Source organism: Streptomyces herbicida (genome assembly GCF_032656585.1).
GTDB lineage: Bacteria > Actinomycetota > Actinomycetes > Streptomycetales > Streptomycetaceae > Streptomyces > Streptomyces herbicida.
Genome location: NZ_JAUYWJ010000002.1, coordinates 673,106 through 694,767 on the forward strand (window position 1 = coordinate 673,106; position 21,662 = coordinate 694,767).

Annotated in this window: 19 protein-coding genes and 2 rRNA genes; 9 read left to right on the top strand and 12 right to left on the bottom strand. The window is 69.2% G+C overall.

Annotation, left to right across the window (positions count from 1 at the left end; genetic code table 11):
* Positions 1 to 308 precede the first annotated feature (308 nt).
* The 4 genes from pstB to pstS form a co-directional block, all read right to left on the bottom strand.
* Positions 309 to 1,085, bottom strand: coding sequence for a phosphate ABC transporter ATP-binding protein PstB (pstB, locus tag Q8A52_RS06905; RefSeq protein WP_316749907.1), 777 nt, complete (start codon positions 1,083 to 1,085; stop codon positions 309 to 311).
* Positions 1,086 to 1,150: 65 nt separating this feature from the next.
* Positions 1,151 to 2,215: a phosphate ABC transporter permease PstA gene (gene pstA / locus Q8A52_RS06910; protein WP_316749909.1), complete on the bottom strand. Its 1,065-nt coding sequence runs from the start codon at positions 2,213 to 2,215 to the stop codon at positions 1,151 to 1,153.
* Complete coding sequence (gene pstC, locus Q8A52_RS06915; RefSeq protein WP_316749910.1) at positions 2,212 to 3,222, bottom strand: phosphate ABC transporter permease subunit PstC; 1,011 nt, start codon at positions 3,220 to 3,222, stop codon at positions 2,212 to 2,214. Before pstC ends, pstA begins: the two co-directional genes overlap by 4 nt.
* Before the next feature lie 107 nt (positions 3,223 to 3,329).
* Positions 3,330 to 4,457 (bottom strand): phosphate ABC transporter substrate-binding protein PstS, encoded by a 1,128-nt coding sequence (gene pstS / locus Q8A52_RS06920; protein ID WP_316749984.1) that lies wholly within the window; start codon positions 4,455 to 4,457, stop codon positions 3,330 to 3,332.
* Positions 4,458 to 4,802: 345 nt separating this feature from the next.
* Here pstS and Q8A52_RS06925 point away from each other — a divergent pair, with 345 nt between their 5' ends.
* Positions 4,803 to 6,386, top strand: a complete 1,584-nt coding sequence (locus tag Q8A52_RS06925; RefSeq protein ID WP_316749912.1) for an FAD-binding oxidoreductase — start codon at positions 4,803 to 4,805, stop codon at positions 6,384 to 6,386.
* 34 nt (positions 6,387 to 6,420) lie between these two features.
* Here the strand turns inward: Q8A52_RS06925 and Q8A52_RS06930 are convergent, their stop codons facing one another.
* From Q8A52_RS06930 to Q8A52_RS06950, 5 genes are all read right to left on the bottom strand, one after another.
* A complete protein-coding gene (locus Q8A52_RS06930; RefSeq protein WP_316749914.1) occupies positions 6,421 to 7,131 on the bottom strand; it encodes a phosphatase PAP2 family protein in 711 nt (236 codons plus the stop codon).
* Between the two features lie 221 nt (positions 7,132 to 7,352).
* Positions 7,353 to 8,297: a C40 family peptidase gene (locus Q8A52_RS06935; RefSeq protein WP_316749986.1), complete on the bottom strand. Its 945-nt coding sequence runs from the start codon at positions 8,295 to 8,297 to the stop codon at positions 7,353 to 7,355.
* 242 nt (positions 8,298 to 8,539) lie between these two features.
* Positions 8,540 to 9,313, bottom strand: coding sequence for a trypsin-like serine peptidase (locus tag Q8A52_RS06940; RefSeq protein WP_316749916.1), 774 nt, complete (start codon positions 9,311 to 9,313; stop codon positions 8,540 to 8,542).
* 201 nt (positions 9,314 to 9,514) lie between these two features.
* Positions 9,515 to 10,279, bottom strand: a complete 765-nt coding sequence (locus Q8A52_RS06945) for an SDR family oxidoreductase (protein WP_316749918.1) — start codon at positions 10,277 to 10,279, stop codon at positions 9,515 to 9,517.
* 74 nt (positions 10,280 to 10,353) lie between these two features.
* Positions 10,354 to 11,280 carry an oxidoreductase gene (locus tag Q8A52_RS06950; RefSeq protein WP_316749920.1) on the bottom strand — a complete coding sequence of 309 codons (927 nt, stop codon included), beginning with the start codon at positions 11,278 to 11,280 and terminating at the stop codon, positions 10,354 to 10,356.
* A gap of 89 nt (positions 11,281 to 11,369) precedes the next feature.
* Here Q8A52_RS06950 and Q8A52_RS06955 point away from each other — a divergent pair, with 89 nt between their 5' ends.
* From Q8A52_RS06955 to Q8A52_RS06985, 7 genes are all read left to right on the top strand, one after another.
* Positions 11,370 to 11,972 (top strand): TetR/AcrR family transcriptional regulator, encoded by a 603-nt coding sequence (locus tag Q8A52_RS06955; RefSeq protein ID WP_316749922.1) that lies wholly within the window; start codon positions 11,370 to 11,372, stop codon positions 11,970 to 11,972.
* A gap of 920 nt (positions 11,973 to 12,892) precedes the next feature.
* Positions 12,893 to 13,201: a hypothetical protein gene (locus Q8A52_RS06960; protein WP_014673544.1), complete on the top strand. Its 309-nt coding sequence runs from the start codon at positions 12,893 to 12,895 to the stop codon at positions 13,199 to 13,201.
* A 178-nt stretch (positions 13,202 to 13,379) separates the two neighbouring features.
* Positions 13,380 to 14,204 carry a hypothetical protein gene (locus tag Q8A52_RS06965; RefSeq protein WP_316749924.1) on the top strand — a complete coding sequence of 275 codons (825 nt, stop codon included), beginning with the start codon at positions 13,380 to 13,382 and terminating at the stop codon, positions 14,202 to 14,204.
* Positions 14,194 to 15,534, top strand: a complete 1,341-nt coding sequence (locus Q8A52_RS06970; RefSeq protein ID WP_316749925.1) for a hypothetical protein — start codon at positions 14,194 to 14,196, stop codon at positions 15,532 to 15,534. Before Q8A52_RS06965 ends, Q8A52_RS06970 begins: the two co-directional genes overlap by 11 nt.
* Before the next feature lie 14 nt (positions 15,535 to 15,548).
* The gene (locus Q8A52_RS06975) at positions 15,549 to 17,090 is read left to right on the top strand and encodes an SCO6880 family protein (RefSeq protein ID WP_408649177.1); all 1,542 of its coding nucleotides are present in this window, start codon (positions 15,549 to 15,551) and stop codon (positions 17,088 to 17,090) included.
* A 9-nt stretch (positions 17,091 to 17,099) separates the two neighbouring features.
* A complete protein-coding gene (locus Q8A52_RS06980; protein ID WP_316749927.1) occupies positions 17,100 to 18,512 on the top strand; it encodes an ATP-binding protein in 1,413 nt (470 codons plus the stop codon).
* Positions 18,513 to 18,522: 10 nt separating this feature from the next.
* Positions 18,523 to 20,022 (top strand): type VI secretion protein, encoded by a 1,500-nt coding sequence (locus tag Q8A52_RS06985; RefSeq protein WP_316749929.1) that lies wholly within the window; start codon positions 18,523 to 18,525, stop codon positions 20,020 to 20,022.
* A gap of 9 nt (positions 20,023 to 20,031) precedes the next feature.
* On the opposite strand, the gene Q8A52_RS06990 is transcribed toward Q8A52_RS06985, so the two are convergent.
* Positions 20,032 to 20,595 (bottom strand): GNAT family N-acetyltransferase, encoded by a 564-nt coding sequence (locus Q8A52_RS06990; RefSeq protein ID WP_316749931.1) that lies wholly within the window; start codon positions 20,593 to 20,595, stop codon positions 20,032 to 20,034.
* A gap of 89 nt (positions 20,596 to 20,684) precedes the next feature.
* Between Q8A52_RS06990 and Q8A52_RS06995 the strand changes: the two genes are divergently transcribed.
* On the top strand, positions 20,685 to 21,245 hold the full coding sequence (locus Q8A52_RS06995) for a cysteine hydrolase family protein (RefSeq protein WP_316749933.1): 561 nt from the start codon (positions 20,685 to 20,687) through the stop codon (positions 21,243 to 21,245).
* Positions 21,246 to 21,353: 108 nt separating this feature from the next.
* On the opposite strand, the gene rrf is transcribed toward Q8A52_RS06995, so the two are convergent.
* Positions 21,354 to 21,470: ribosomal RNA gene (gene rrf, locus Q8A52_RS07000) — 5S ribosomal RNA — on the bottom strand.
* Between the two features lie 86 nt (positions 21,471 to 21,556).
* A 23S ribosomal RNA gene (locus Q8A52_RS07005) occupies positions 21,557 to 21,662 on the bottom strand; the annotation flags it as partial.

Here is a 21,662-nt window from a genome sequence, read left to right on the forward strand (position 1 = left end):
GGCGGAGAAGTCGCCCCCCGGGGCGCGGCGGGGCCGTTGTCGGTCGACCGAGCCGCCGTACCTGGGGATTCCGCCCCCAGACCCCCGCTTCCCGCCCGCCCACCCGTCTCGGTCGGCTGAAAAGCAGGCCCCAGGGTGAGGTCGGGGAGCTCGCTTTCCAGCGCACCGGTTGCCCGCAGCGCCCACCAGGGCCCCACCGGGTGGGCAATAGGAACGGGCCCGCCCCCGGGAGCCGGGGGCGGGCCCTTTTCCGTCCTCGCGGTGGCACCGCCATGCAGCACCGCGAGGGGTTCTATACCGGCAACGGCCTAGCCGAAGCGGCCGGAGATGTAGTCCTCCGTGGCCTGGACAGACGGGTTGGAGAAGATCCGCTCCGTGTCGTCGATCTCGATGAGCCGGCCGGGCTGGCCGACGGCGGCGAGGTTGAAGAACGCCGTGCGGTCGGAGACACGCGCCGCCTGCTGCATGTTGTGCGTCACGATGACGATCGTGAAGCGCTCCTTCAGCTCACCGATCAGGTCCTCGATGGCGAGGGTGGAGATCGGGTCCAGGGCCGAGCAGGGCTCGTCCATGAGCAGAACCTTCGGCTCCACCGCGATCGCGCGGGCGATGCACAGACGCTGCTGCTGACCACCGGAGAGACCGGAGCCGGGCTTGTTCAGCCGGTCCTTGACCTCGTTCCAGAGGTTGGCGCCCTTGAGCGACTTCTCGACGATGTCGCTGAGCTCGCTCTTCTTGAAGTTGCCGTTCAGCCGCAGACCGGCCGCCACGTTGTCGAAGATCGACATCGTCGGGAAGGGGTTCGGGCGCTGGAACACCATGCCCACCTCGCGGCGGACCGACACCGGGTCGATGCCGACGCCGTACAGGTCCTCGTCGTCGAGCAGCACCTTGCCCTCGACCCGACCGCCGGGGGTGACCTCGTGCATACGGTTCAGCGTGCGCAGGAACGTCGACTTGCCGCAGCCGGAGGGGCCGATGAAGGCCGTCACCGAGCGGGGCTCGACGGTCATGGAGATGTCTTCGATCGCCTTGTGGGAGCCGTAGTAGGCGGTGAGCCCACTTACGTCGATTCGCTTGGCCATGTCTACTTCACTTCCAGAAATCAGTCGCTGAGGGGCCCCGCCCGGCGGAGCCGGAAATCGTCGCCTTAGCGACCGGTCTTCGGGGCCTTCCAGCGCGCGATCGCGCGGGCCGCCAGGTTGAGGATCATCACGAAGGCGATCAGCGTCAGCGAGGCCGCCCAGGCCCGGTCGTACGCCGCACCGGAACCCGCGCTGTTCGCGAACTGCTGGTAGATGTACAGCGGCAGCGAGGCCTGCGCACCCTCGAAGGGGTTCGTGTTGATGAACGGGTTGCCGAACACCAGCAGCAGCACGGGCGCGGTCTCACCGGCGATACGGGCGACCGCCAGCATGATGCCGGTGGTGATGCCGCCGATGGAGGTCGGCAGGACCACCTTCAGGATGGTGCGCCACTTCGGGACGCCGAGCGCCAGGGACGCCTCGCGCAGCTCGTTCGGGACGAGCTTGAGCATCTCCTCGGTGGAGCGGACCACGACCGGCATCATCAGGATGGCCAGGGCGAGGGAGCCGGCGAAGCCGAAGGGCTGCATGTCCCACATCAGCATCAGGCTGAGGATGAACAGACCGGCGACGATCGACGGGATACCGGTCATCACGTCGACGAAGAAGGTGACGGCCTTGGCGAGCTTCCCGCGTCCGTACTCGACCAGGTAGATCGCGGTCATCACACCGATCGGGGCGCCGATGAGGGTGGCCAGGCCGACCTGCTCGAGGCTGCCGATGATGGCGTGGTAGATACCACCGCCCGGCTCGGTGTCGGCGACCACACCCATGGAGTGGGTCAGGAAGTAGACGTCCAGGACCTTGACGCCGCGCGCGATGGTCACCCAGATCAGGGAGACCAGCGGGACGACGGCGAGGATGAAGGCGACCCAGACGAGGCTGGTCGCGATGCGGTCCTTGGCCTGGCGGCGGCCCTCGACGCGGGCGGCGATGCCGTACGTGCCGAAGACGAAGAGGAGTGCGGCGATCAGGCCCCACTGGATCTTGCTGCCCAGGTCGGCGGCCAGGCCGATGCCGATCCCGAGGGCGATCGAGCCGCCCGCGATCGCCCACGGCGACCACTTGGGGAGGCTGGCGCCACGCAGCGTGCTGGGGCGCTTGTCGCTGACGACGGCTGCGTGGCTCATGCGTTGGCCCCCGAGTACTCCGCGCGGCGGGCGATGATGAGGCGGGCCGCGCCGTTGACCAGCAGGGTGATGACGAACAGGACCAGACCGGAGGCGATGAGCGCGTCACGGCCGAACTGCGTCGCCTCGCTGAACTTGCTGGCGATGTTCTGGGCGAAGGTTCCGCCGCCCGGGTTGAGCAGGCTGGCGTGGATGATGAAGTCCGGGGAGAGCACGGTGGCGACGGCCATGGTCTCGCCGAGCGCACGGCCGAGGCCGAGCATCGAGGCGGAGATCACGCCGGAGCGGCCGAAGGGCAGCACCGACATGCGGATGACCTCCCAGCGCGTGGCGCCGAGGGCCAGGGCCGCTTCCTCGTGCATCTGCGGGACCTGGCGGAAGACCTCACGGCTCACGTTGGTGATGATCGGCAGGATCATGATCGCGAGCAGGATGCCCACCGTGAGCATCGAGCGCGGGGCGCCCTCGTCCCAGCTGAACAGGCCGGTCCAGCCGAAGTAGTCATTGAGCCAGCCGAAGAGGCCGGTCATGTGCGGCACGAGGATCAGCGCGCCCCACAGGCCGTACACGATGGACGGCACCGCGGCGAGCAGGTCGATCACGTACGCGACGGGGCCTGCCAGCCTGCGCGGCGCGTAGTGCGTGATGAACAGCGCGATCGCGACCGCGACCGGCACCGCGATGAGCATGGCGATGACCGACGAGACGACCGTGCCGAAGGCCAGCACGGCGATACCGAAGACCGGCGGCTGGAGGTTGGTGTTCCACTCGAAGGCGGTGAGGAAGTTCCCGTGGTCCTTGCTGATGGCGAGGGAGGCACGGTAGGCGAGGAAGACCGCGATGGCGGCCATGATCACCAACAGGAAGATGCCCGACCCGCGGGAGAGACCGAGGAAGATCCGGTCGCCGGGTCGGGTGGCGCCACGGGAGATGCGCTTCTGCGCACCCGCGGTCGGCTGTGGGGTGGGGGGAGGTGCTTCTTCGGTGTTCTGTGTGGATATGTCCATCGGGTTCTCCGGTCTGCGGAGCCATATGGGTTGTACGGCTCCTGGCGGCGGTGCACCGGACGGTGCGGTCCGGTCCCGGGAGGCCGGGACCGAACCGCACTCTCAGGTCAGCTCAGGCCCTCGATGGTGGTACGGACCTTCGCGATGATCTCGTCGGGGACCGGCGCGTAGTCGATGCCCGAGAGGACCTTCTGGCCGTCCTCGCTCGCGATGTAGCGGAGGAACGCCTTGGTCGCCGGCAGAGTGTCGGCCTTGTTGCCCTTGTCACAGACGATCTCGTAGGTGACCAGGGTGATCGGGTAGGCGCCTTCGGCCTTGGTCTTGTAGTCCAGCTGGAGCGACAGGTCCTTGCCCGTGCCGATGACCTTCGCGGCGGCGATGTCGGCGGTGGCGCTGTCGGTGCTGGGGGCGACCGGCTTGCTGGCACCCGTGTTGATGGAGACGGCCTTCATGCCGTCCGTGACGTAGGACAGCTCGAAGTAACCGATGGCACCGGCGGTCTGCTTCACCTGCTGGGCCACACCCGCGGACTGCGGAGCAGCCTGGCCGCCCTTGGCCTGCCAGGCCTTGCCGCCGGAGTACTTCCAGTTGTCCGGGGTGGTGGCGATCAGGTACTTGGTGAAGTTGTCCGTGGTGCCGGACTCGTCCGAGCGGTGGAACGCCTGGATCTTGAGGCTGGGAAGCTTCGCGTCGGGGTTCAGCTTCTTGATCGCCGGGTCGTTCCAGGTCTTGATCTTGCTGTCGAAGATCTTGGCGAGGGTCGGCGCGTCCAGAACCAGGTTGTCGACACCCGGGACGTTGTAACCGAGGGCGATCGGGCCGCCGACCATCGGGAGGTCGATGCCCTGGCCGCCGGAGCAGACCTTCTTGGAGGCGGTGACCTCTTCGGGCTTCAGCGCCGAGTCGGAACCGGCGAAGGCAACCTGGCCCTGGGTGAACGCCGTGACACCGGCGCCGGAGCCGCCACCCTTGTAGTTGATCTGGACGCCACAGGCCTGGGAGAACTCCTTCACCCAGGCGTCGATCGCGTTCTTCTGCGCGGAGGAGCCGTCGGCGAGCAGCTGGCCCTTGGCGTTGTCGCACTTGATCGAGCTGGCGCTCGTCGAGGACGAGGAGTTGTCCGTCGTCTTCTTACCGGTGTCGTCGGAACCGCACGCCGTCAGGGCCAGGGCTCCGGAGACGGCGACAGCACCGAGGGAGATGGCGCGCAGCCGGTTCTTGCGCTGAAGCTTCACTTTCGGGAGTTCCTTCCTGGAGCCGCCACCGTCGGCGGCGTGCGAGGTCGTCATGAGTGCGCGAGTGCTGTCAGGGCCGCTCTCCGCACCGTGTAGGGCCGAAATTAGGCAGATCAGATGAAGCCGCCGATGGCCATAGGTGAACGGCGGGTGAACCCCTGCCGTCGGCCCGGTAAGGTCACGGAATGCTCACGGGGAGGGCACGCCGAGGTTCCGACGGCCGGGTTACATACGGTTGTCCTCGCGGCGCCCCGCCCGAGCGGCGCGTCCGTGTATGCGAAGCCGGTGGAACCCTCGGTCCCCCGGCTTCGTCTCGTTCCAGGAGAGCCGACGAAAGGCACGGGTATGGAACGGCGCACGTTCATCTCAGGCGGCGCGGCCGCACTGACGGCGGCCGCGGTAGCGGGGTGCAGCGGGGGCGACTCGACTGCCGGCCCCTCGACTGACACAGCCAATGTAGCCGATTCGTCCGCTACGTCCATATCCTCCGGTACGCAACTCAAGACCGCCCATGCGGCGGCCGCCGCGAACTGGGCGGGCCTCGCCCGCGACCTCGACGGCCCTCTGCTCCGCCCGGGAGACGCCTCCTGGACGACCGCCCATCGGCTCTACAACACCCGCTTCGACGGTCTGAAGCCCGCGGCTGTCGCCTATGTCGCGCACGCCGACGACATCGGCACGACGCTGGCCTACGCCAAGGCCCACGGCATCCAGGTGGCGATACGCAACGGCGGACACTCCTATGCCGGCTGGTCCTCCGGCAACGGCCGCCTGATCGTCGACGTCTCCAAGCTGAACCGAATACGCGTGAGCGGCGGCCAGGCGGTGGCCGGCGGCGGCTCCAAGCTGATCGACGTCTACCGCGCGCTCACCGCGAAGGGCGTGACGATCCCGGCGGGCTCCTGCCCCACGGTCGGCGTCTCCGGCCTGGTCCTCGGCGGCGGCCACGGTGTCGTCTCCCGCGCCTACGGCCTGACCTGCGACAGCCTGACCCAGGCCACCCTGATCACGGCGGACGGCAAGCAGCTCGTCGCGAACGCCACCACGAACAAGGACCTCTTCTGGGCCCTGCGCGGCGCGGGCAACGGAAACTTCGGCGTCGTCACCGAGCTCCAGTTCAAGACCCACCCCGCACCGCAGGCCGTCACCGGCTATCTGACCTGGCCGTGGGCGAAGGCGGCGGCGGTGATCAAGGCCTGGCAGGAGTGGGGCCCGAGCCAGCCGGACGAGATCTGGTCCTCCCTGCACCTGGCGAACTCGCCGGGCGGCACCCCGACCGTCTCGGTGGCCGCGTTCTCCCTCGGCACCTACGGCGAGCTCCAGAACGCGGTGGACCGCCTGGCGCACATGGCGGGCGCGAACGCCCGGAGCGTGTCGCTGCGCCGCCGCGGCTACGAGGAGGCGATGGAGATCTACGCGGGCTGCTCCTCCTTCTCCTCGCAGGCCCAGTGCCATCTGCCCGGCTCCACCCCCGGCCGCTCCCCGCAGGGCGCGCTGGGCAGGGAGACGTACGCGGCCCGCTCGGACTTCTTCGACCGCTCCCTGTCCGCGGCCGGCATCCAGACGCTCCTCAAGCAGATGCAGACGGTCCGGGGCGGCTCGGGCAGCATCGCCCTGACGGCCCTCGGCGGCGCGGTCAACCGCGTCTCCCCCACGGCGACGGCCTTCGTCCACCGCCGCTCCCGCATGCTGGCCCAGTACATCGCCTCCTGGGGGGCCGGCGCCTCGGGCAGCACGGCCCAGTCCTGGCTGACGACGGCGCACGACGCGATGAAGCCGTACGCGTCCGGAGCGGCGTACCAGAACTACACGGACCCGACGCTGAGGGACTGGCGCAAGGCGTACTACGGAGACGCGGCGGCGCGCCTGAAGCAGGTCAAGACGAAGTACGACCCGAACCGCTTCTTCACCTACCCGCAGGGACTCTAGAGACGTCCGGAGACGTCGGCCCTGCCCGCATCCGCTAGGCCGCCAGGTCCCGCTCCTCGGACGCCGCCGGCGTCCGGGCCCCCGGGACCAGCGGCTCGCCGGTCTCGCCGGCCGGCCGGCGGCGTCGGATCAGCAGACCCGCCCTCGGCGACCGCGCGACCGCCTTCGTCACCGGCGTGAGCAGAGCCATGGCAGGCGGGGACAGCAGCAGCACAACAGCCGTGCCGAGGGCGAAGCCGCCGACCACGTCCGTCGGGTAGTGCACGCCCATGTACACCCGGCAGAAGCCCTCGAGCAGCGCGAGCCCGATCCCGGCGATGCCGAACTTCCGGTTGGCGACGAACAGCCCCACGCCCAGGGCCATGGTGATCGTCGCGTGGTCGCTCACGAAGGAGTAGTCGGTCTTGCCGGAGACGAGGACCTCGAGGCCCTGATGATCACGGAAGGGCCGGGGCCGCTCGACGAAGCCGCGGATGGGCACATTGACGAGGACGGCGATGGCGGCCGCGAGCGGCGCCCAGACGAGCGCGGCCACGGAGGACGCCGCCTCGTCCGTACCGACGGCCCGCCGGCGGACGGACCACCAGCACCACACCACCAGCAGCACCATGGCGAGCAGCAGTCCGTACTCACCCACGAACTCCATGACCCGGTCGAACCAGTTCGGGGCGCCCTTGGCCAGGCCGTTGATGTCGTAGAGCAGGTCGACGTCGGGGTTCGATCCGGATTCGGCGAGTACAGCCATGGTGCTGCGGCCCCTTCGTCGTTGTTCCGGACGCACCTCGCGTGCGCCGCTCCTGTCCACCCCCGTGGCTTGTAGGTCCGCTTCCGCTGAACGTCCGCTCGACTACGTCAACAGGAACGCACGGTCCCCGTAAATACGTTCCACACTCCACCGAATGATCACGCAGACGTTATCGAAGAGAGACTCATCGCCGCAGCTCAGGGGATGGGTTCACAGTCGGTTCACACAGCCGTCGGGAGCGCTTTCGCGCCATCTTCGGTGACGCGGGTGGCGCCGAAGTAGTCCGGGGTGTCGACCGGGTCGAACCTGATCACGGCCCCCGGCCTCGGCGCGTCGATCATGTAGCCGCCCCCCACATAGATACCCACATGCCGGATGGCACGGGAGTCGGTGAGGTCGTCCGAGAAGAACACCAGGTCGCCGGGGAGCAGTTGGTCCCGCGACGGGTGCGGACCGGCGTTGTACTGATCGTTGGCGACCCGCGGAAGCGTGACCCCCACACTCTCGTACGCGGCCTTGGTCAACCCCGAACAGTCGAACCGCCCACCCTGGTCAGCGGTGCCATTGCCGCCCCAGAGGTAGAGGGTGCCGAGCTTCTTCTGGGCGTAGTAAATGGCCCCGGCGGCCTGCTTGGAGGGATCGACCCGGGTCGCGGGAGCGGCGAAGCTGTCCTGCAGAGTCGTGATCGTCTTCACGTAGCCCTGGGTCTCCTTGTACGGCGGCACACCCCCGTACTTGATGACCGCGTACGCCCCCGCGTTGTAGGCGGCGAGCATGTTGGCCGAGGTGTCTCCGGGCACGTCCTTGACGTACTTCGCGAGCTCGCAGTCGTACGAAGCGGCCGACGGAATCGCGTCATTCGGGTCCCAGACGTCACGGTCCCCGTCACCGTCGCCGTCGACACCGTGCGTGGCCCACGTGCCCGGGATGAACTGTGCTATCCCCTCCGCCTTCGCCGGGCTCCTGGCGTTCGGGTTGAAGCCGCTCTCCTGGTACAACTGGGCGGCGAGCAGGGCGGGGTTGAGGGCGGGGCACAGGTTGCCCCACTTCTGCACCAGCGCCTGGTAGGCGGCCGGCACCGCGCCCTTGGCCAGCCCGACGCGGCCCCCGCCGACGCCGTTGACGAGGTTCCCGGCGACGATGTACACCCCGACGACGAGCAGCATCACGAAGCTCAGGCCGAGCCCGACCGCGACGCCACCGGCCACCCATACTTTCCGCACGGCTCAACCCTCCCCCATCCACGGCGCGTTCAAGGCCGCTTTTGCGTCGCGTCCGTCAGCCCGGCCAACATTTCGGCCTATTCAAGACGCTCCCGCAGCCTACGTTTGCCGTGTACGCCCTTCGTACCGCCCGAGCCGTCCGCACCACGCGCCGACAGCGTGTGCGTGCCCATATGTGCGTCCGCTCAGGGATCGGTCACCGCGTCCCGGTACAGCTCCGCCGCCTCCGCGCCCAGCACCACGCTGTAGGAGGTGTCGTCCGTGGACCCGCCCTGCTCGTGCCCGCCCAGCACGCCCACGACCTCGTGGTCCCCGTTCACCCACGGACTGCCGCTGGTTCCTCCGCTGAAGCCGGGGCAGTCGATGCGCTGCTGCGTACCGCTGTGTGCGGAGGGCTTGTTGGTGCAGCTGATGGGTGCCTCGTGGGTGTCGGGGTAACCGGTGACGGTCACCGCCGTTGCCCCGGTCGCCATCCCCGTCGCGAAGCGATTGCCGCCCACGACGTCCTCGATCCGCTTCCCGTCCAACTCCTCCACGAACGCGAAGGCGATGTCGCTGTCCTCGTCCTGCCCTTCGGACCACCCGTCGGGCAGAAATCGCTTCCCGACGTTCCACACCCCGTGCGGCGCCCGCCCGTCCCGGTACCCCGGGACGAACACGAAGGCGGAGTCGTCGCCGTCCACACAGTGCGCCGCGGTGACGATGAGGTTCCGCTGGGCGCTGTGCACGACGGAGGCGGTGCAGAAGTGATTCCCGGTGAGATCGTCGGCCTTGTCCGCGCTGAACAGCGCCCCCACCCGCGCGCTGCGCGCGGTGACGGCGGCCACGGCGGTGACCCCGAGCGGTCCCGGCCCGTCATCGGCCGCCGCGACGGAAGCCGAGGTGACGGCCAGCAACACCATCGCGCCACCGAGCAGGACGGGACGCGAGGTACCTGAGATGCGTGAGAAGCGCTTCATCAGGCCCCACTTTGTCCCACGAAGGTGAGAAACGGTTCCCGACTTCACTGAGATTTTTCTGTGAACCGCCCTGTCGGCTCCGGACCACCGCACCCCGGCCGGCTCAAGTCCGGTTCGAGACCACCGTACTGTGCGGGTCTCTCCCCCGCCTCGTGCGTACCGCTCCCGTTGGGCCAACCTGCTGACCAGCAGCCGCCCCGGTCAGAACGTCGTCGTCATCCCGCCGTCCACCGCGATCGTCTGCCCGGTGATGAAGGACGCCGCATCGCTCGCCAGGAAGACGACGATGCCCGCTATCTCGGCCGGTCGGCCCCAGCGGCCGAGGGCCGTTCGGGTGCGCAGCCAGCGGTCCCGGTCCGGGTCATCGGCCGGGTCCGCGTTCCCGTCGGTCGCGAAGGTGCCCGGTGCCAGCGAGTTGACGGTCGTACCAGTGGGGCCGAGGTCCGCGGCGAGGGCGCGGGTGAGACCGTCCAGACCTGCCTTGGCGGTGGTGTAGGAGACGTGCCCGGCCCGGCCGAGCCGGCCGACGGCCGAGCAGACGTTGATGACGCGGCCGGGAGTGCCGCGCTCGGACAGGCCCCGGGCGACCGTCTGGCTCAGGGCGTATGCCGACGTCAGATGGACGTCGAGGGTATGGGCCAGTTCGTCGGGGGTGAGATCCTCGATGCCCCGCCGTTCGCGGTGGCCCACGTTGTTCACCAGGACATCGATGTCGCCGAGGGCGGCCACCGCTTCGTCGGTGCCCCGGCGGTCGGTGACGTCGAAGGCGGCGGCCAGCACATCCAGCCCGTCCTCACGGAGCTGCGCGACCACGGCGTCGAGGGCGGCGGGGTCGCGCCCGTTGAGGATCACTCGGGCGCCGGCTCCGGCCAGCCCTCGGGCCATCTCCAGGCCCAGGCCGCGTACCGAGCCGGTGACCAGGGCCGTACGGCCGCCGAGCGTGAAGTCCACGGGGTCTGCGTCCATCCGGCCACCTCCCTGAAGCGATTGATTCCGCTCACGGTAGCCGCCGCCTCTTCACGCCATTCGGACAGCCCCTGTCACACCGCCTCGGCGATCTTGAGACCCCACCTGATGCCGGTCATGTCCTCGGACAGGGCCCACAGCCGCTGCGCGGCCGCCGGGTCGCTCGCCGCCGCGATACGGCCCACCAGGGTCGGCGCGCCGCGCATCTCGCCCAGGCCGTCCGGGCCGACATAGCTGGCCCCTGGCAGGTCCTGGGTCGCGGCGTACAGGGTGGGCAACGCGCCCGCCCGGTCGTCCTGGGCCAGGAATCGGTTGCCGACGAGCATGACACCACGGGCGACCGGGTTCGCGGCGTGGCTCTGCAGGTTGGTGGCGGCCCAGCCGGGGTGGGCCGCGAGGGCACGGACGGGCGAGCCGGACTCGGTCAGGCGGCGCTGGAGCTCCAGGGTGAACAGGAGGTTCGCCAGCTTGGACTGGGAGTAGGCGCGCTGCGGGGTGTAGCGGCCCGTGAGGTTGGGGTCCTCGAAGGAGATCGCGCGGTCGCCCATGCGGTGGGCACCGGAGGAGACCGTCACCACCCGTTCCCTGACGTGGGGCAGCAGCAGGTTCGTCAGGGCGAAGTGGCCGAGGTGGTTCGTGCCGAACTGCATCTCGAAGCCGTCCTTCGTCCGCTGCTCCGGGAGCATCATCACGCCCGCGTTGTTGATCAGCAGATCGATCGGACCCTGCCACGCCTCGGCGAACTCCCGTACGGAGGCGAGGTCCGCCAGGTCCAGGCGGCGTACCTCCGTACTGCCGGTCACCTTCACTGCGGCGGCCCGGCCGCGCTCGAGGTCTCGTACGGCGAACACCACATGGGCTCCCGCACGGGCCAGCGCGTCGGCCGCGGCGAAGCCGATGCCGCTGTTGGCGCCGGTGATGACGGCCGTACGGCCACGGAGGTCGGGGAGGTGGGTCGCGTTCCATGTGCGCGCCTTGAGCGCGTCGTTCTTGTCAGCCATGGCTTCAATGTAGGCGTCGCCTACAATGCTGTCAATGACAACAATGGTGACGTCGCCAACAATGCTGCCGCCGTCTACACCCCGATACGATGGTCCGCATGCCCGAGAGCCGCCCCTATCACCACGGAGACCTGCGCGCCGCCCTCCTCGAGGCCGCCGAGCGCACCCTGCGCGACCGGGGCGCCGGCGCGCTGTCCCTGCGCGAACTGGCCCGCGAGATCGGGGTGAGCCACGCCGCCCCCGGCCGCCACTTCAAGGACAAGCAGGCACTGCTCGACGCCCTGGCCCTGGCCGGGTACGAGCGACTGGCCCAGGCGCTGGAGTCCGCGGACGATCCCGCGCTCGCGCTGGAGCCGCGGCTGTGCGCGCTGGCCAAGGCGTACGTCGGGTTCGCCGCGGAGAACGCCGCGCTGCTGGAGCTGATGTTCACGCGCAAGCACGACCCCGAGGCCTCCGCACAGCTCGCCGCCGAGGTGGACCGGTCCGTCGGGTCCTTCATGCGGCTGGTCGCGGATGCGCAGACGCGGGGCGAGATCGTCGCGGGCGACCCGGAGCGCATCACCCTCGTCGCGGCCGCGAGCATGCACGGGCTCGCCTCCTTCGCCGCCAACGGCTCGATCCCGGCGGACCAGGCCCTGGCCGGCCTGGACGAGCATGTGCACCACCTGCTGCACGGACTCAAGCCCCGCTGAGCCGAGAAACACGGCCGGTCAGGCCGTACCCGCCCTGCCCCCGGCCTGTGCCCGGCCTGTGCGCCGGGTCAAGCCGCCCCCACCCCGGCACCATCCGGCCCCCAATGACGGGTAAGCCCGGCGGCCGTTTCAGTAACGCGGAAGTCAGAATTCCGCCACCTGCCTTGTTGTCGCGTACTCAACAAGCGAGGGTTGTTCCAGGCCGCAGCCCCCACCGGCACACACCGGCGGCCCCCCACGCACAGGCCTCTGCCACCCACTCCCAGGAGGCCGTACGTTGCCCACGCCCCCCACCACCCCCCACATACACGGCAGATGACGCCGCATGGGCTCCGCGTCCACGGCCACGGCGGCACTCCTCCTCTCAGGCTTGGGCACCGCCGTCCAGGCGCATGCCACCCCGTCCGCAGACACGAAGTCCCCTTCTCCCACGGCAACTTGGACGGCATGACGTCCCCGTCGGGTCACGGGGAGCCGCCACGGTGAGGGGGACGTGGGGTCCCCTCGGCGGCACGGAAAGGGAACGGGCCACGGCAGCCGGCCGCGGCCCGTTCTTCCTGCCCGGGCGAACGGACCGGAGGTACACGGCAGATGGCGCGGGCCCCGGCCGCAGCCGGGGCCCGTTCGTCATGCGTACCGTGAGAACATCGTCTCGAGGGCTCACCCGACCAGCCGTCAGAAACCGTGCCAGGTCGTAATAGGGGTCAACGACGGAACCACACGACAGGTTCCGCTCAGGCCTCGTTGCCCGGCGTGACCTGCCGTGATACACAGAGTGACCGTACGTGCCATTCGTACGAAACCCGCCAAGCAATGACGCCAAGTCGACATACGACAGCGACATTCTCGGCGAGAATGAGGCGTGACCTCTGCACACCGCAGGGGCCTCTCAGAACTACCCACCAGGGGCGGTGACTTACATGCTCTTTGCGGCCGACAAGGGAGACATCAACACCATCATCGGCGGGATCGCTCCGGACTGGGGCCCCTTCGGCAGCCTGGGCAACGAGGCGAAGGTGATGATCGAGGTGGTGATGGCCGTGGCCATCCTGCTCTGCCTCGGCATCGCGGTCTGGGGTGCGGCCAAGCAGCGCATCGGCGCGACGGCCCTCCGGGACACCTTCAGCGCCGAACAGGGCAAAGGCCTCATCATCGCCGGTCTGACGGGAGTCTTCATCATCGGTTCCCTGGGCACGCTGTTCACCATCGTGTACGGAATGGCCGTGTAACCGCGCCCCGGGCGCGCCCGGTCCGGCCCTGTCGTCTCCCCCCACCCCACCCGCCCGTCGTGCCCACCGGCTGAGGTTGCGTTTCCCTGATGTCGAGTCACCACACCGCGCCCGCGCGGGAACCAGCACGGCTACCGTCGTATACCTACGCGGTCCGGTACGAGGGGGCTAACGCGGCATGAGTCTCGGAGACGAGCACGGTTCCTCCGGCGGGTACGCCGACACGGGTCAGACACGCACGCGACTCCCCGAGGGCGACCCCTACGGCGGCGCCCGGCGCGGCGGCCGCTCGTCCTCCCGGAGCCTGGTCACGGTCGTCGGCGTGGTGGTCCTCCTGATCGCCGCGATCGCCTTTGCGAACCGTGGGGGTGACGAGGCGTCGTCCACCGACAACACCACCGACAAGCCGGCCACGTCATCGACAGCGGCAAGCGGGACGAAGCCGGTGGAGTCGAAGGCGGGGGGGATTCCGGCGGGGTTTGCGCATAGTCGGCAGGGGGCGGAGAGTGCGGCGGCTAACTACGCGGTGACGCTGGGCTCGACCGGTATGTTCAACAAAGACAACCGGCACAGAATCGTCGACCGCATCTACACGGCAGCTGCGGCAGCCAAGCTCCAGAGCGCGATGGACACCGCCTACTCGGCGAGCTTCCTCGGCAAGATGGGTCTCGACGCGAACGGCAATCCGCCACAGGGCAGCACCTTCGTGTCCAGAACCGTCCCAGTGGGCACCAAGGTCGAGCAGTACAGCGGGAGCACCACGAAGGTCGCCGTCTGGTACATGGGCCTCATCGGTATGTCGTCGGAGAACTCGACCGACCCCGTGAGCTCGACCTGGAAGACCTGGACCTTCGACCTGCAATGGGCCGACGGCGACTGGAAGATCACCGCGGACACCCAGCAGGACGGCCCGGCGCCGGTTCCCGGTGATGACAAGGCCGCCAGCTCTGACGAGATCAGCAAAGCCATCGAGGAGTACGGAGGGTTCACGTATGCCCGGTAACCCGCGTCGCGTACTCAAGCTCACCGGCTTGGTGGCCGCCGTACAGGCAACGGCCGTGCTGCTGGCAACCCGCGCCATCGCCGCACCAACTCCAAGTCCGTCTCCGTCGAAGAGCAACAACCCGTGTGACCTGCTGATCGGGCCCGCGAAGCAGTACTGCGAACGAGACAGCGGCTCCAAGGGATCCACCGGCACCCCCAAAGACCCCCTCTCCACCCTCGACCCCCTCTCCTCGCTCGCCAAGGGCTGCGCGGACGCTGCCTCCTGGACCATCGACAAGCTCAGCGGCGCCGTGAAGGAGACCGCGAACGTCGACTTCACCAACGCCAAGTTCCTCCAGCAGTACGCGGTGGTCTTCGCGGCGTCGGCGATCCTGACGCTCCTCCTGTGGCTGCTGGCCGTGGCCAAGCGCGCGGTGCGCGGCGTCCCCCTCACCACCGCCCTCTCCGAGGCGATCGGCTTCCTCTGGCTGACCGTGCTCGCGTCGGCGTTCACCCCGCTGATCCTCTACACGGTCGTCTCCGCCACCGACGGCGTCACAGACGTACTCGCAAAAGCCACCGGCGACCAGACCGACACCTTCTTCGGCACCTTCTCCGGCGCCCTCGACAAGGGCGAGAACATCGGCGGCGGCCCGATCATGCTGATCGTCGTCTCCCTGGTCAGCATCCTCGCCGCCGGCATCCTGTGGCTGGAGCTCGTCATCAGGGCCGCCCTTCTCTACGTCGGCGCCCTCCTCGGCACCGTCGTCTACGCGGGCCTCGTCGACAAGAACCTCTGGGGCCACGTACGCCGCTGGGCCGGCATCATGATCGCCGTCATACTGGTCAAGCCGGTGATCGTCATCGTGCTCGGCCTCGCCGGGGCCCTGTCCAGCGACAACGGGCCCAACGCCTTCTCCGCCGTGGTCTCCGGCCTCGCCATCATCCTGCTCGCCATCTTCGCCAGCGCGATGATCTACCGCTTCGTCCCGGGCTTCGGCGACGAGATCGCCAACGGCCGCAACAACCGCATCATGCAGGGCGCCGAGGGCAAGGCCGCCGCGGTCATCAGCTCCCCGGCCACCCTGGTCGCGCAGGGCATCAAGACACACAGCGCCCGCGCCGACAACAACGGAGGGGGCGGCCAGTCCGGCGGCTCCAACACCCCCCGCCCGGCCAACCCGGCCCAGGGCGGAGTCGCCGCGCACAGCTCGCGCAGCTCGAACGGAGGTGGCGGCGGATCCGTCCCCTCCACCACCCCCGCGCCGCGCGCGCCCAGCCCGACGAACAGCCCGCACGCCAGCAACACACGCAACAGCAGCAATCGCTCGGGAGGTGAAGGGCGTTGACGACCGAGTCCCACATGTCCCATCCGGTCACGCCCCGCCGTACGTATCTCATCGGCCGCGCCCGGCCGAACGCGATCGTCGGACGGAACCGTGAGTCCGGCGAGATCGCGCTGATCATCGCGGGCGCGTTCCTCGGCATGATGTGCGGGCTCCTGGTTCCCGTCCTCTCGCTGCGCATCGTGCTGCTGATGGGCTTCCCGCTGCTGGCGCTGATGGCGGTGTACGTGCCGTACAAGCGCCGTACGTTCTACAAGTGGTTCGAGATCAACCGCAGCTACAAGCGCACCCTGCGGCGGGGCACCGTCTACCGCAGCGGGGCGATGGAAGCCGGCACCCGGTTCGACGGGCGTGAGATCGAGATCGGACCGCCGCCGGGGATCGGCCGCATCAACTGGCTGGCCGCACCCTTCGGGCCGGACGAGATCGCCGTCCTGCTGCACGCCGACCGCCGTACCGTCACCGCAGCCATCGAGATCGAGGGGCCCGGCGTCGGTCTGCGCGACTCCGAGGACCAGGAGGCCCTCGTCGACCGCTTCGGCACGCTGCTCAAGCACGTGGCCAACGGCGACGGCTTCGTCACCCGGCTCCAGATGCTCGCCCGCACCCTCCCCGCCGACCCGGACGCCCACGCCAAGGACGTCGCGCTGCGCGGGGACGAGAAGGCGCCCGACTGGCTGGCGCGCTCGTACGACCAGCTGCAGTCGATGGTGTCCACCAGCAGCGAGCAGCACCGCGCCTACCTCGTCGCCTGCATGCACTACACCCGCGAGCTGGCCTCCGAGGCACAGGCCATGGCCCGGGCCGCCCGGCCGCAGGCCGGCCGGAAGCTGGACCGGGACGCCGGGCTCGCGGTCGTCATGGCGCGCGAGCTGACAGACATCTGCTCGCGCCTCCAGGAGGCGGACATGCGGGTGCGCCAGCCGCTCGGCCAGGGCCGGCTCGCCTCCCTCATCCACTCCATGTACGACCCGGACCACCCGATCGACCACATCCAGGCGATGACGAAACGCAATGCCTGGCCGGCCGAGCTCGACGCCATGGAGCCCACCTACCTCCAGGCCAAGACCCGGGAGTCCTCCACCCGCGCGCCCTGGTGCCATGCCACCGCCTGGGTGAAGGAGTGGCCGATGACGCCGGTCGGGGTCAACTTCCTCGCGCCCCTGCTGGTCCACACCCCGGACGTCATCCGCACGGTCGCCGTGACGATGGACCTCGAACCCACCGAGATCGCCATCGAGCGCATGCTGACCGAGAAGACGAACGACGAGGCCGAGGCCAGCCGCGCCGCCAAGATGAACCGCACCGTCGACCCGCGCGACATCGCCGCCCACAACCGTCTCGACCAGCGCGGCGAGGACCTGGCCAGTGGCGCGGCCGGGGTCAACCTCGTGGGCTACATCACCGTGTCCTCCCGCTCACCGGAGGCACTCAACCGCGACAAGCGGACCATAAGGGCCTCGGCCGGAAAGTCGTATCTGAAGCTGGAGTGGTGCGACCGCGAGCACCACCGGGCCTTCGTGAACACCCTCCCGTTCGCCACCGGTATTCGAAGGTAGGGGCCATACATGCGGGATCCGCTGTCCGTCCTCACCGACTCCTTCACGGCCTTCCTCTTCGGGAAGGTCGAGACGACCCGGTTGCCGGTGCGCACGTCCACGGGCCAGGCCCAGGCGGTCTACCTCCCCACCGCCGCCCCCGGCCTCGGCGACTCCGGCGTGATCATCGGCCGCGAGGTCTACTCCGGCAAGGGCTACATCTACGACCCGTTCCAGCTGTACGGCCAGCAGCTCCCGGCACCGCACTGGCTGGTCCTCGGCGAGTCCGGCAACGGCAAGTCGGCCCTGGAGAAGACGTACGTCCTGCGCCAGCTGCGCTTCCGCGACCGCCAGGTCGTCGTCCTGGACGCACAGGGCGAGGACGGGGTCGGCGAATGGAACCTCATCGCGGAAGAGCTGGGGATAACTCCCATCCGGCTGGACCCGATGGCGGCCCTGGACCACGGCATCCGGCTCAACCCGCTCGATCCCTCGATCACGACGACCGGCCAGCTGGCGCTGCTGCGCACGATCATCGAGGTCGCGATGGGGCACGGCCTCGACGAGCGGTCCGGCTTCGCGCTGAAGGTGGCGCACGCGTACGTCAACGAGACGATCGTCGAGCGCCAGCCGGTGCTGTCCGACATCGTCGAGCAGCTACGGCACCCGGAGCCGGAGTCGGCCGAGGCGATGAACGTCGCCATAGACGACGTACGGGCCTGGGGCCTGGACGTGGCGCTGGTCCTCGACCGCCTGGTCGACGGTGACCTGCGCGGCATGTTCGACGGCCCCACCACGGTCGGCATCGACCTCGACGCCCCGCTGATCGTCTTCGACCTGTCCCACATCGACCGGAACTCCATCGCCATGCCGATCCTGATGGCGATCGTCGGCGTGTGGCTGGAGCACACCTGGATCCGCCCCGACCGGAAGAAGCGCATCTTCCTGGTCGAGGAGGCCTGGCACATCATCAACAGCCCGTTCGTGGCGCAGCTGTTCCAGCGGCTGCTGAAGTTCGGGCGCCGGCTGGGTCTGTCCTTCGTGGCGGTGGTCCACCATCTGTCCGACGTCGTGGACGGCGCGGCGGCGAAGGAGGCGGCCGCGATCCTGAAGATGGCCTCGACGCGGACCATCTACGCCCAGAAGGCGGACGAGGCGCGGGCGACGGGCCGGGTGCTGGGTCTGCCCAGGTGGGCCGTGGAGATCATCCCGACGCTCACCCCGGGCATCGCGGTGTGGGACGTCAACGGCAATGTCCAGGTGGTCAAGCACCTGGTGACGGAGACGGAACGCCCCTTGGTCTTCACCGACCGCGCGATGACCGAGTCGTCCCGGGACCTGGAGTCCGACGACGCGTTGCGGGCGGCCGAGCTGGAGGCGGAGGAGCGCGCGGCGGCCTTCGTGGAACAGCACCTCGGCGACTCCGAATCGACGGTGGCGTAGGGAGGAACCCGTGAGACCCGACGACCACCGAGACCCCCGGCGGGATAACCAGGGCGGTATTCCCGACGGACTGCTGATCGGCATACTCGCGTTCCTCCTCGGCATGACCCTGCTGGTGTGGACGGCGACGGGACTGGCCGGCTGGTTCGCCCAGGGCTCGTGGCCGTCCGCGGTCACCTTCACCCGCACCCCGCCGGCCATGCGGCACCTCATCGGCGAACCGCACGACATCACGGGCGCCTGGCCGGACACACCGGCCGGGCAGCTCTCCGGGTACGGGCTGTTCTGGGGCCTGTTCATCGGCCAGCTGATGGTGCTGTTCGTCCTGACCGTGTTCGTGATGGGAACGCTGGCGCGGTGGCGGGCGGGGAAAGTCAGACGGAGTTTCGACAAGGGGGCGGCCAAGGCGAAGGCGGCCTCGGCTGCGGGCGCGGCGGAGGCTCCGGCGTCCCCTGGGGCGTATGAGGCGGCGACGGCCGCTCCGGCGCATGAGGTGCCGGCACCTCGTACCGAGTCCGGGCCCGCGGAGGGGCCGGGCCTCTTGGCCGACAGCAAACCGGTGGGCGGGTGGGAAGCGAACCGCGCCGAAGGCGCGGTGCTCTACGCCCCACCCGCGGCCCGCCGGGCAACCGCGGCCCGGGCCATCCGAGACGCGGAAGGCCCCGCGCTCGTCGTCACCTCGAACCCCACCCTCTGGTCGGAGACCAAGGACGCGAGGGCCAAGCTCGGCCCCGTCCTCCTCTACGACCCCACCCACCTGTGCGACACCCCGGCCCGCCTCCACTGGTCCCCCACGGCGGGCTGCGAGGACAAGCAGACGGCGGCACAACGAGCCACGGCCCTCCTGGCCCCGGTCAGACCGACAGCCAAGATCGACCAGGCTCTCGCGGACACCGCCGAAACCCTGCTCCGCAGCTATCTGCACGCCGCCGCCATAGACGGCCGCACCATCCGCCACGTCCACCGCTGGACCCAGGGCGCCCAGATCCAGGACGCGGTACGAACCCTCCGTACGAACCCCAAGGCGGCCCCCGGCGCCGCGGGCGAACTGGAAGCCGCGCTCACCGGGCACCCCGAACGCCGTGACATCGCCCAGGAGTTGACGAGCCGCGCACTGGCCGCCCTCTCCACGGTCAACATCCGCGAGGCATGCACTCCGAACCGAACTGATGCGCTTGCCTTGGATTCCTTCGTCGACGAAGGGGGCACGCTTTATGTGCTGGGTGAATCCATCGAGGATCCCAGGACCAATCCAGGTGCGATGCCCCTCCTGACGGCACTTGTCTCAAGCGTGGTCGAGCACGGCCGGCGCATGGCCGAACGGTCATCCTCCGGTCGGCTCGACCCACCACTGACCCTCGTCCTCGACGACATCGCGGCCGTCGCCCCGCTCCCCCAGCTTCCCGAGCTGCTGACCGGCGGAGCGGACCGCGGCCTGCCGGCCCTGGCCCTGCTCCGCTCCCGGGAACAGGGCCGCGCCCGCTGGCCGCACCACGAACTGCCGGTCTGAGAAGCCTCGTTACGACTTTTCGAGCACGAACTCCAACTCGGACTCCCCGGAGGCCTGCTCCAACGGCACGGTGACCCCGCTCGGTGCGAACCCCACCTTGCGGTAGAAGCCCTGGGCCCGCCCGTTGTCCTCGTGGACGATCAGCCGCACCCGCTCGGCCCCGACCCCCCAGGCCCACTCCAGCCCCGCCGCGAACAAAGCCTCCGTCAGCCCGATCCCCCGGTGCCCGGGCTGCACGAACACCCCTACGACATGCCCCTGCTTCCGGTCGACCGCGAAGCCGGCCCAGTCGGTGGAACCCGCCTCCTCCACGAGCACGGTCAGCGTGCCGACCCACGTACCGTCCGGCCCCTCGGCGATGAACTGCCGGGCACCGGCCGCCCCCTCACCGGACCGTTCGGCCCGCCCCTGCCAGAAGGCGTCCGGCTCGGCCGCGGCCTTCTCGTACGTCTCCAGGAACGCCAGGTGCGCCACGGGGTCCCGCAGCGCGTCCAGCCGCAGCCGCTTGGCGGCCTGCCACTCGTCGGCCCGTATCGCCCGGATCACGTAATCGTCGCTGATCAAGCTGCTCATGCGGCCACGCTAGTACCCGCCCACCGGACCGCTCACCTGAAATAGGCGTGCCGGGCTCGTTGTCAGTGCCGCGGTCTACCGTGGTCGCCATGACGACTCTGCAGAACCGGCCGAACACCGCACTGCTCATCGTGGACGTCCAGAACGGGGTGGTGGAGGGCTCCCACAACCGTGACTGCGTCATAGCGAACATCAACGTCCTGATCGACAAGGCCCGCGCCGAGAACGTCCCCGTGATCTGGGTGCAGCACTCCGACGAACAGCTGGAGTCCGGCAGCGAGCGCTGGGAGTACGTCCCGGAGCTGAAGCGTCACGACACCGAGCCCCTCGTCCACAAGAACTACCCGGACTCCTTCGAGGACACCGACCTGGAGTCCGTCCTGGCCGAGCGCGGCGTGGGCCGGCTCGTCGTCACCGGCGCCCAGACGGACGCGTGCATCCGCTCCACCCTGCACGGTGCCATCGTCCGCGGGTACGACGCGACGCTGGTCGCCGACGCCCACACCACGGAGGATCTCTCCGCATACGGGGCACCCGCCCCGGAGCAGGTGATCGCCCACACCAACCTCTACTGGAAGTGGCAGAGCGCACCCGGTCGCCGGGGCGGGACCGTCGACACCGCGAAGGTGACCTTCACCGCGGCCGACTGACACCGTCAGTCAGGGAACCGAGGTGACGTGGCCATGACCATGGCGTGAATGCGAAAAAGCCCCAACTCACGGTTTTTCAACCGGAGTTGGGGCTCTCTCTCAAGATTTGTTCGGCGGCGTCCTACTCTCCCACAGGGTCCCCCCTGCAGTACCATCGGCGCTGTGAGGCTTAGCTTCCGGGTTCGGAATGTAACCGGGCGTTTCCCTCACGCTATGACCACCGAAACACTATGAAACTGTGAACGCCGCACCACCCATCACGGGCGGGGCTGTTCGTGGTTTCAGAACCAACACAGTGGACGCGAGCAACTGAGGACAAGCCCTCGGCCTATTAGTACCGGTCAACTCCACCAGTTACCTGGCTTCCATATCCGGCCTATCAACCCAGTCGTCTACTGGGAGCCTTACCCCATCAAG

Bases quoted from the DNA above. Each gene is read 5' to 3' on its own strand.
- pstB (WP_316749907.1), bottom strand. From the start codon at position 1,085: ATGGCCAAGCGAATCGACGTAAGTGGGCTCACCGCCTACTACGGCTCC.
- pstA (WP_316749909.1), bottom strand. From the start codon at position 2,215: ATGAGCCACGCAGCCGTCGTCAGCGACAAGCGCCCCAGCACGCTGCGT.
- pstC (WP_316749910.1), bottom strand. From the start codon at position 3,222: ATGGACATATCCACACAGAACACCGAAGAAGCACCTCCCCCCACCCCA.
- Q8A52_RS06925 (WP_316749912.1), top strand. From the start codon at position 4,803: ATGGAACGGCGCACGTTCATCTCAGGCGGCGCGGCCGCACTGACGGCG.
- Q8A52_RS06930 (WP_316749914.1), bottom strand. From the start codon at position 7,131: ATGGCTGTACTCGCCGAATCCGGATCGAACCCCGACGTCGACCTGCTC.
- Q8A52_RS06935 (WP_316749986.1), bottom strand. From the start codon at position 8,297: ATGCTGCTCGTCGTCGGGGTGTACATCGTCGCCGGGAACCTCGTCAAC.
- Q8A52_RS06940 (WP_316749916.1), bottom strand. From the start codon at position 9,313: ATGAAGCGCTTCTCACGCATCTCAGGTACCTCGCGTCCCGTCCTGCTC.
- Q8A52_RS06945 (WP_316749918.1), bottom strand. From the start codon at position 10,279: ATGGACGCAGACCCCGTGGACTTCACGCTCGGCGGCCGTACGGCCCTG.
- Q8A52_RS06950 (WP_316749920.1), bottom strand. From the start codon at position 11,280: ATGGCTGACAAGAACGACGCGCTCAAGGCGCGCACATGGAACGCGACC.
- Q8A52_RS06955 (WP_316749922.1), top strand. From the start codon at position 11,370: ATGGTCCGCATGCCCGAGAGCCGCCCCTATCACCACGGAGACCTGCGC.
- Q8A52_RS06960 (WP_014673544.1), top strand. From the start codon at position 12,893: ATGCTCTTTGCGGCCGACAAGGGAGACATCAACACCATCATCGGCGGG.
- Q8A52_RS06965 (WP_316749924.1), top strand. From the start codon at position 13,380: ATGAGTCTCGGAGACGAGCACGGTTCCTCCGGCGGGTACGCCGACACG.
- Q8A52_RS06970 (WP_316749925.1), top strand. From the start codon at position 14,194: ATGCCCGGTAACCCGCGTCGCGTACTCAAGCTCACCGGCTTGGTGGCC.
- Q8A52_RS06975 (WP_408649177.1), top strand. From the start codon at position 15,549: ATGTCCCATCCGGTCACGCCCCGCCGTACGTATCTCATCGGCCGCGCC.
- Q8A52_RS06980 (WP_316749927.1), top strand. From the start codon at position 17,100: ATGCGGGATCCGCTGTCCGTCCTCACCGACTCCTTCACGGCCTTCCTC.
- Q8A52_RS06990 (WP_316749931.1), bottom strand. From the start codon at position 20,595: ATGAGCAGCTTGATCAGCGACGATTACGTGATCCGGGCGATACGGGCC.
- Q8A52_RS06995 (WP_316749933.1), top strand. From the start codon at position 20,685: ATGACGACTCTGCAGAACCGGCCGAACACCGCACTGCTCATCGTGGAC.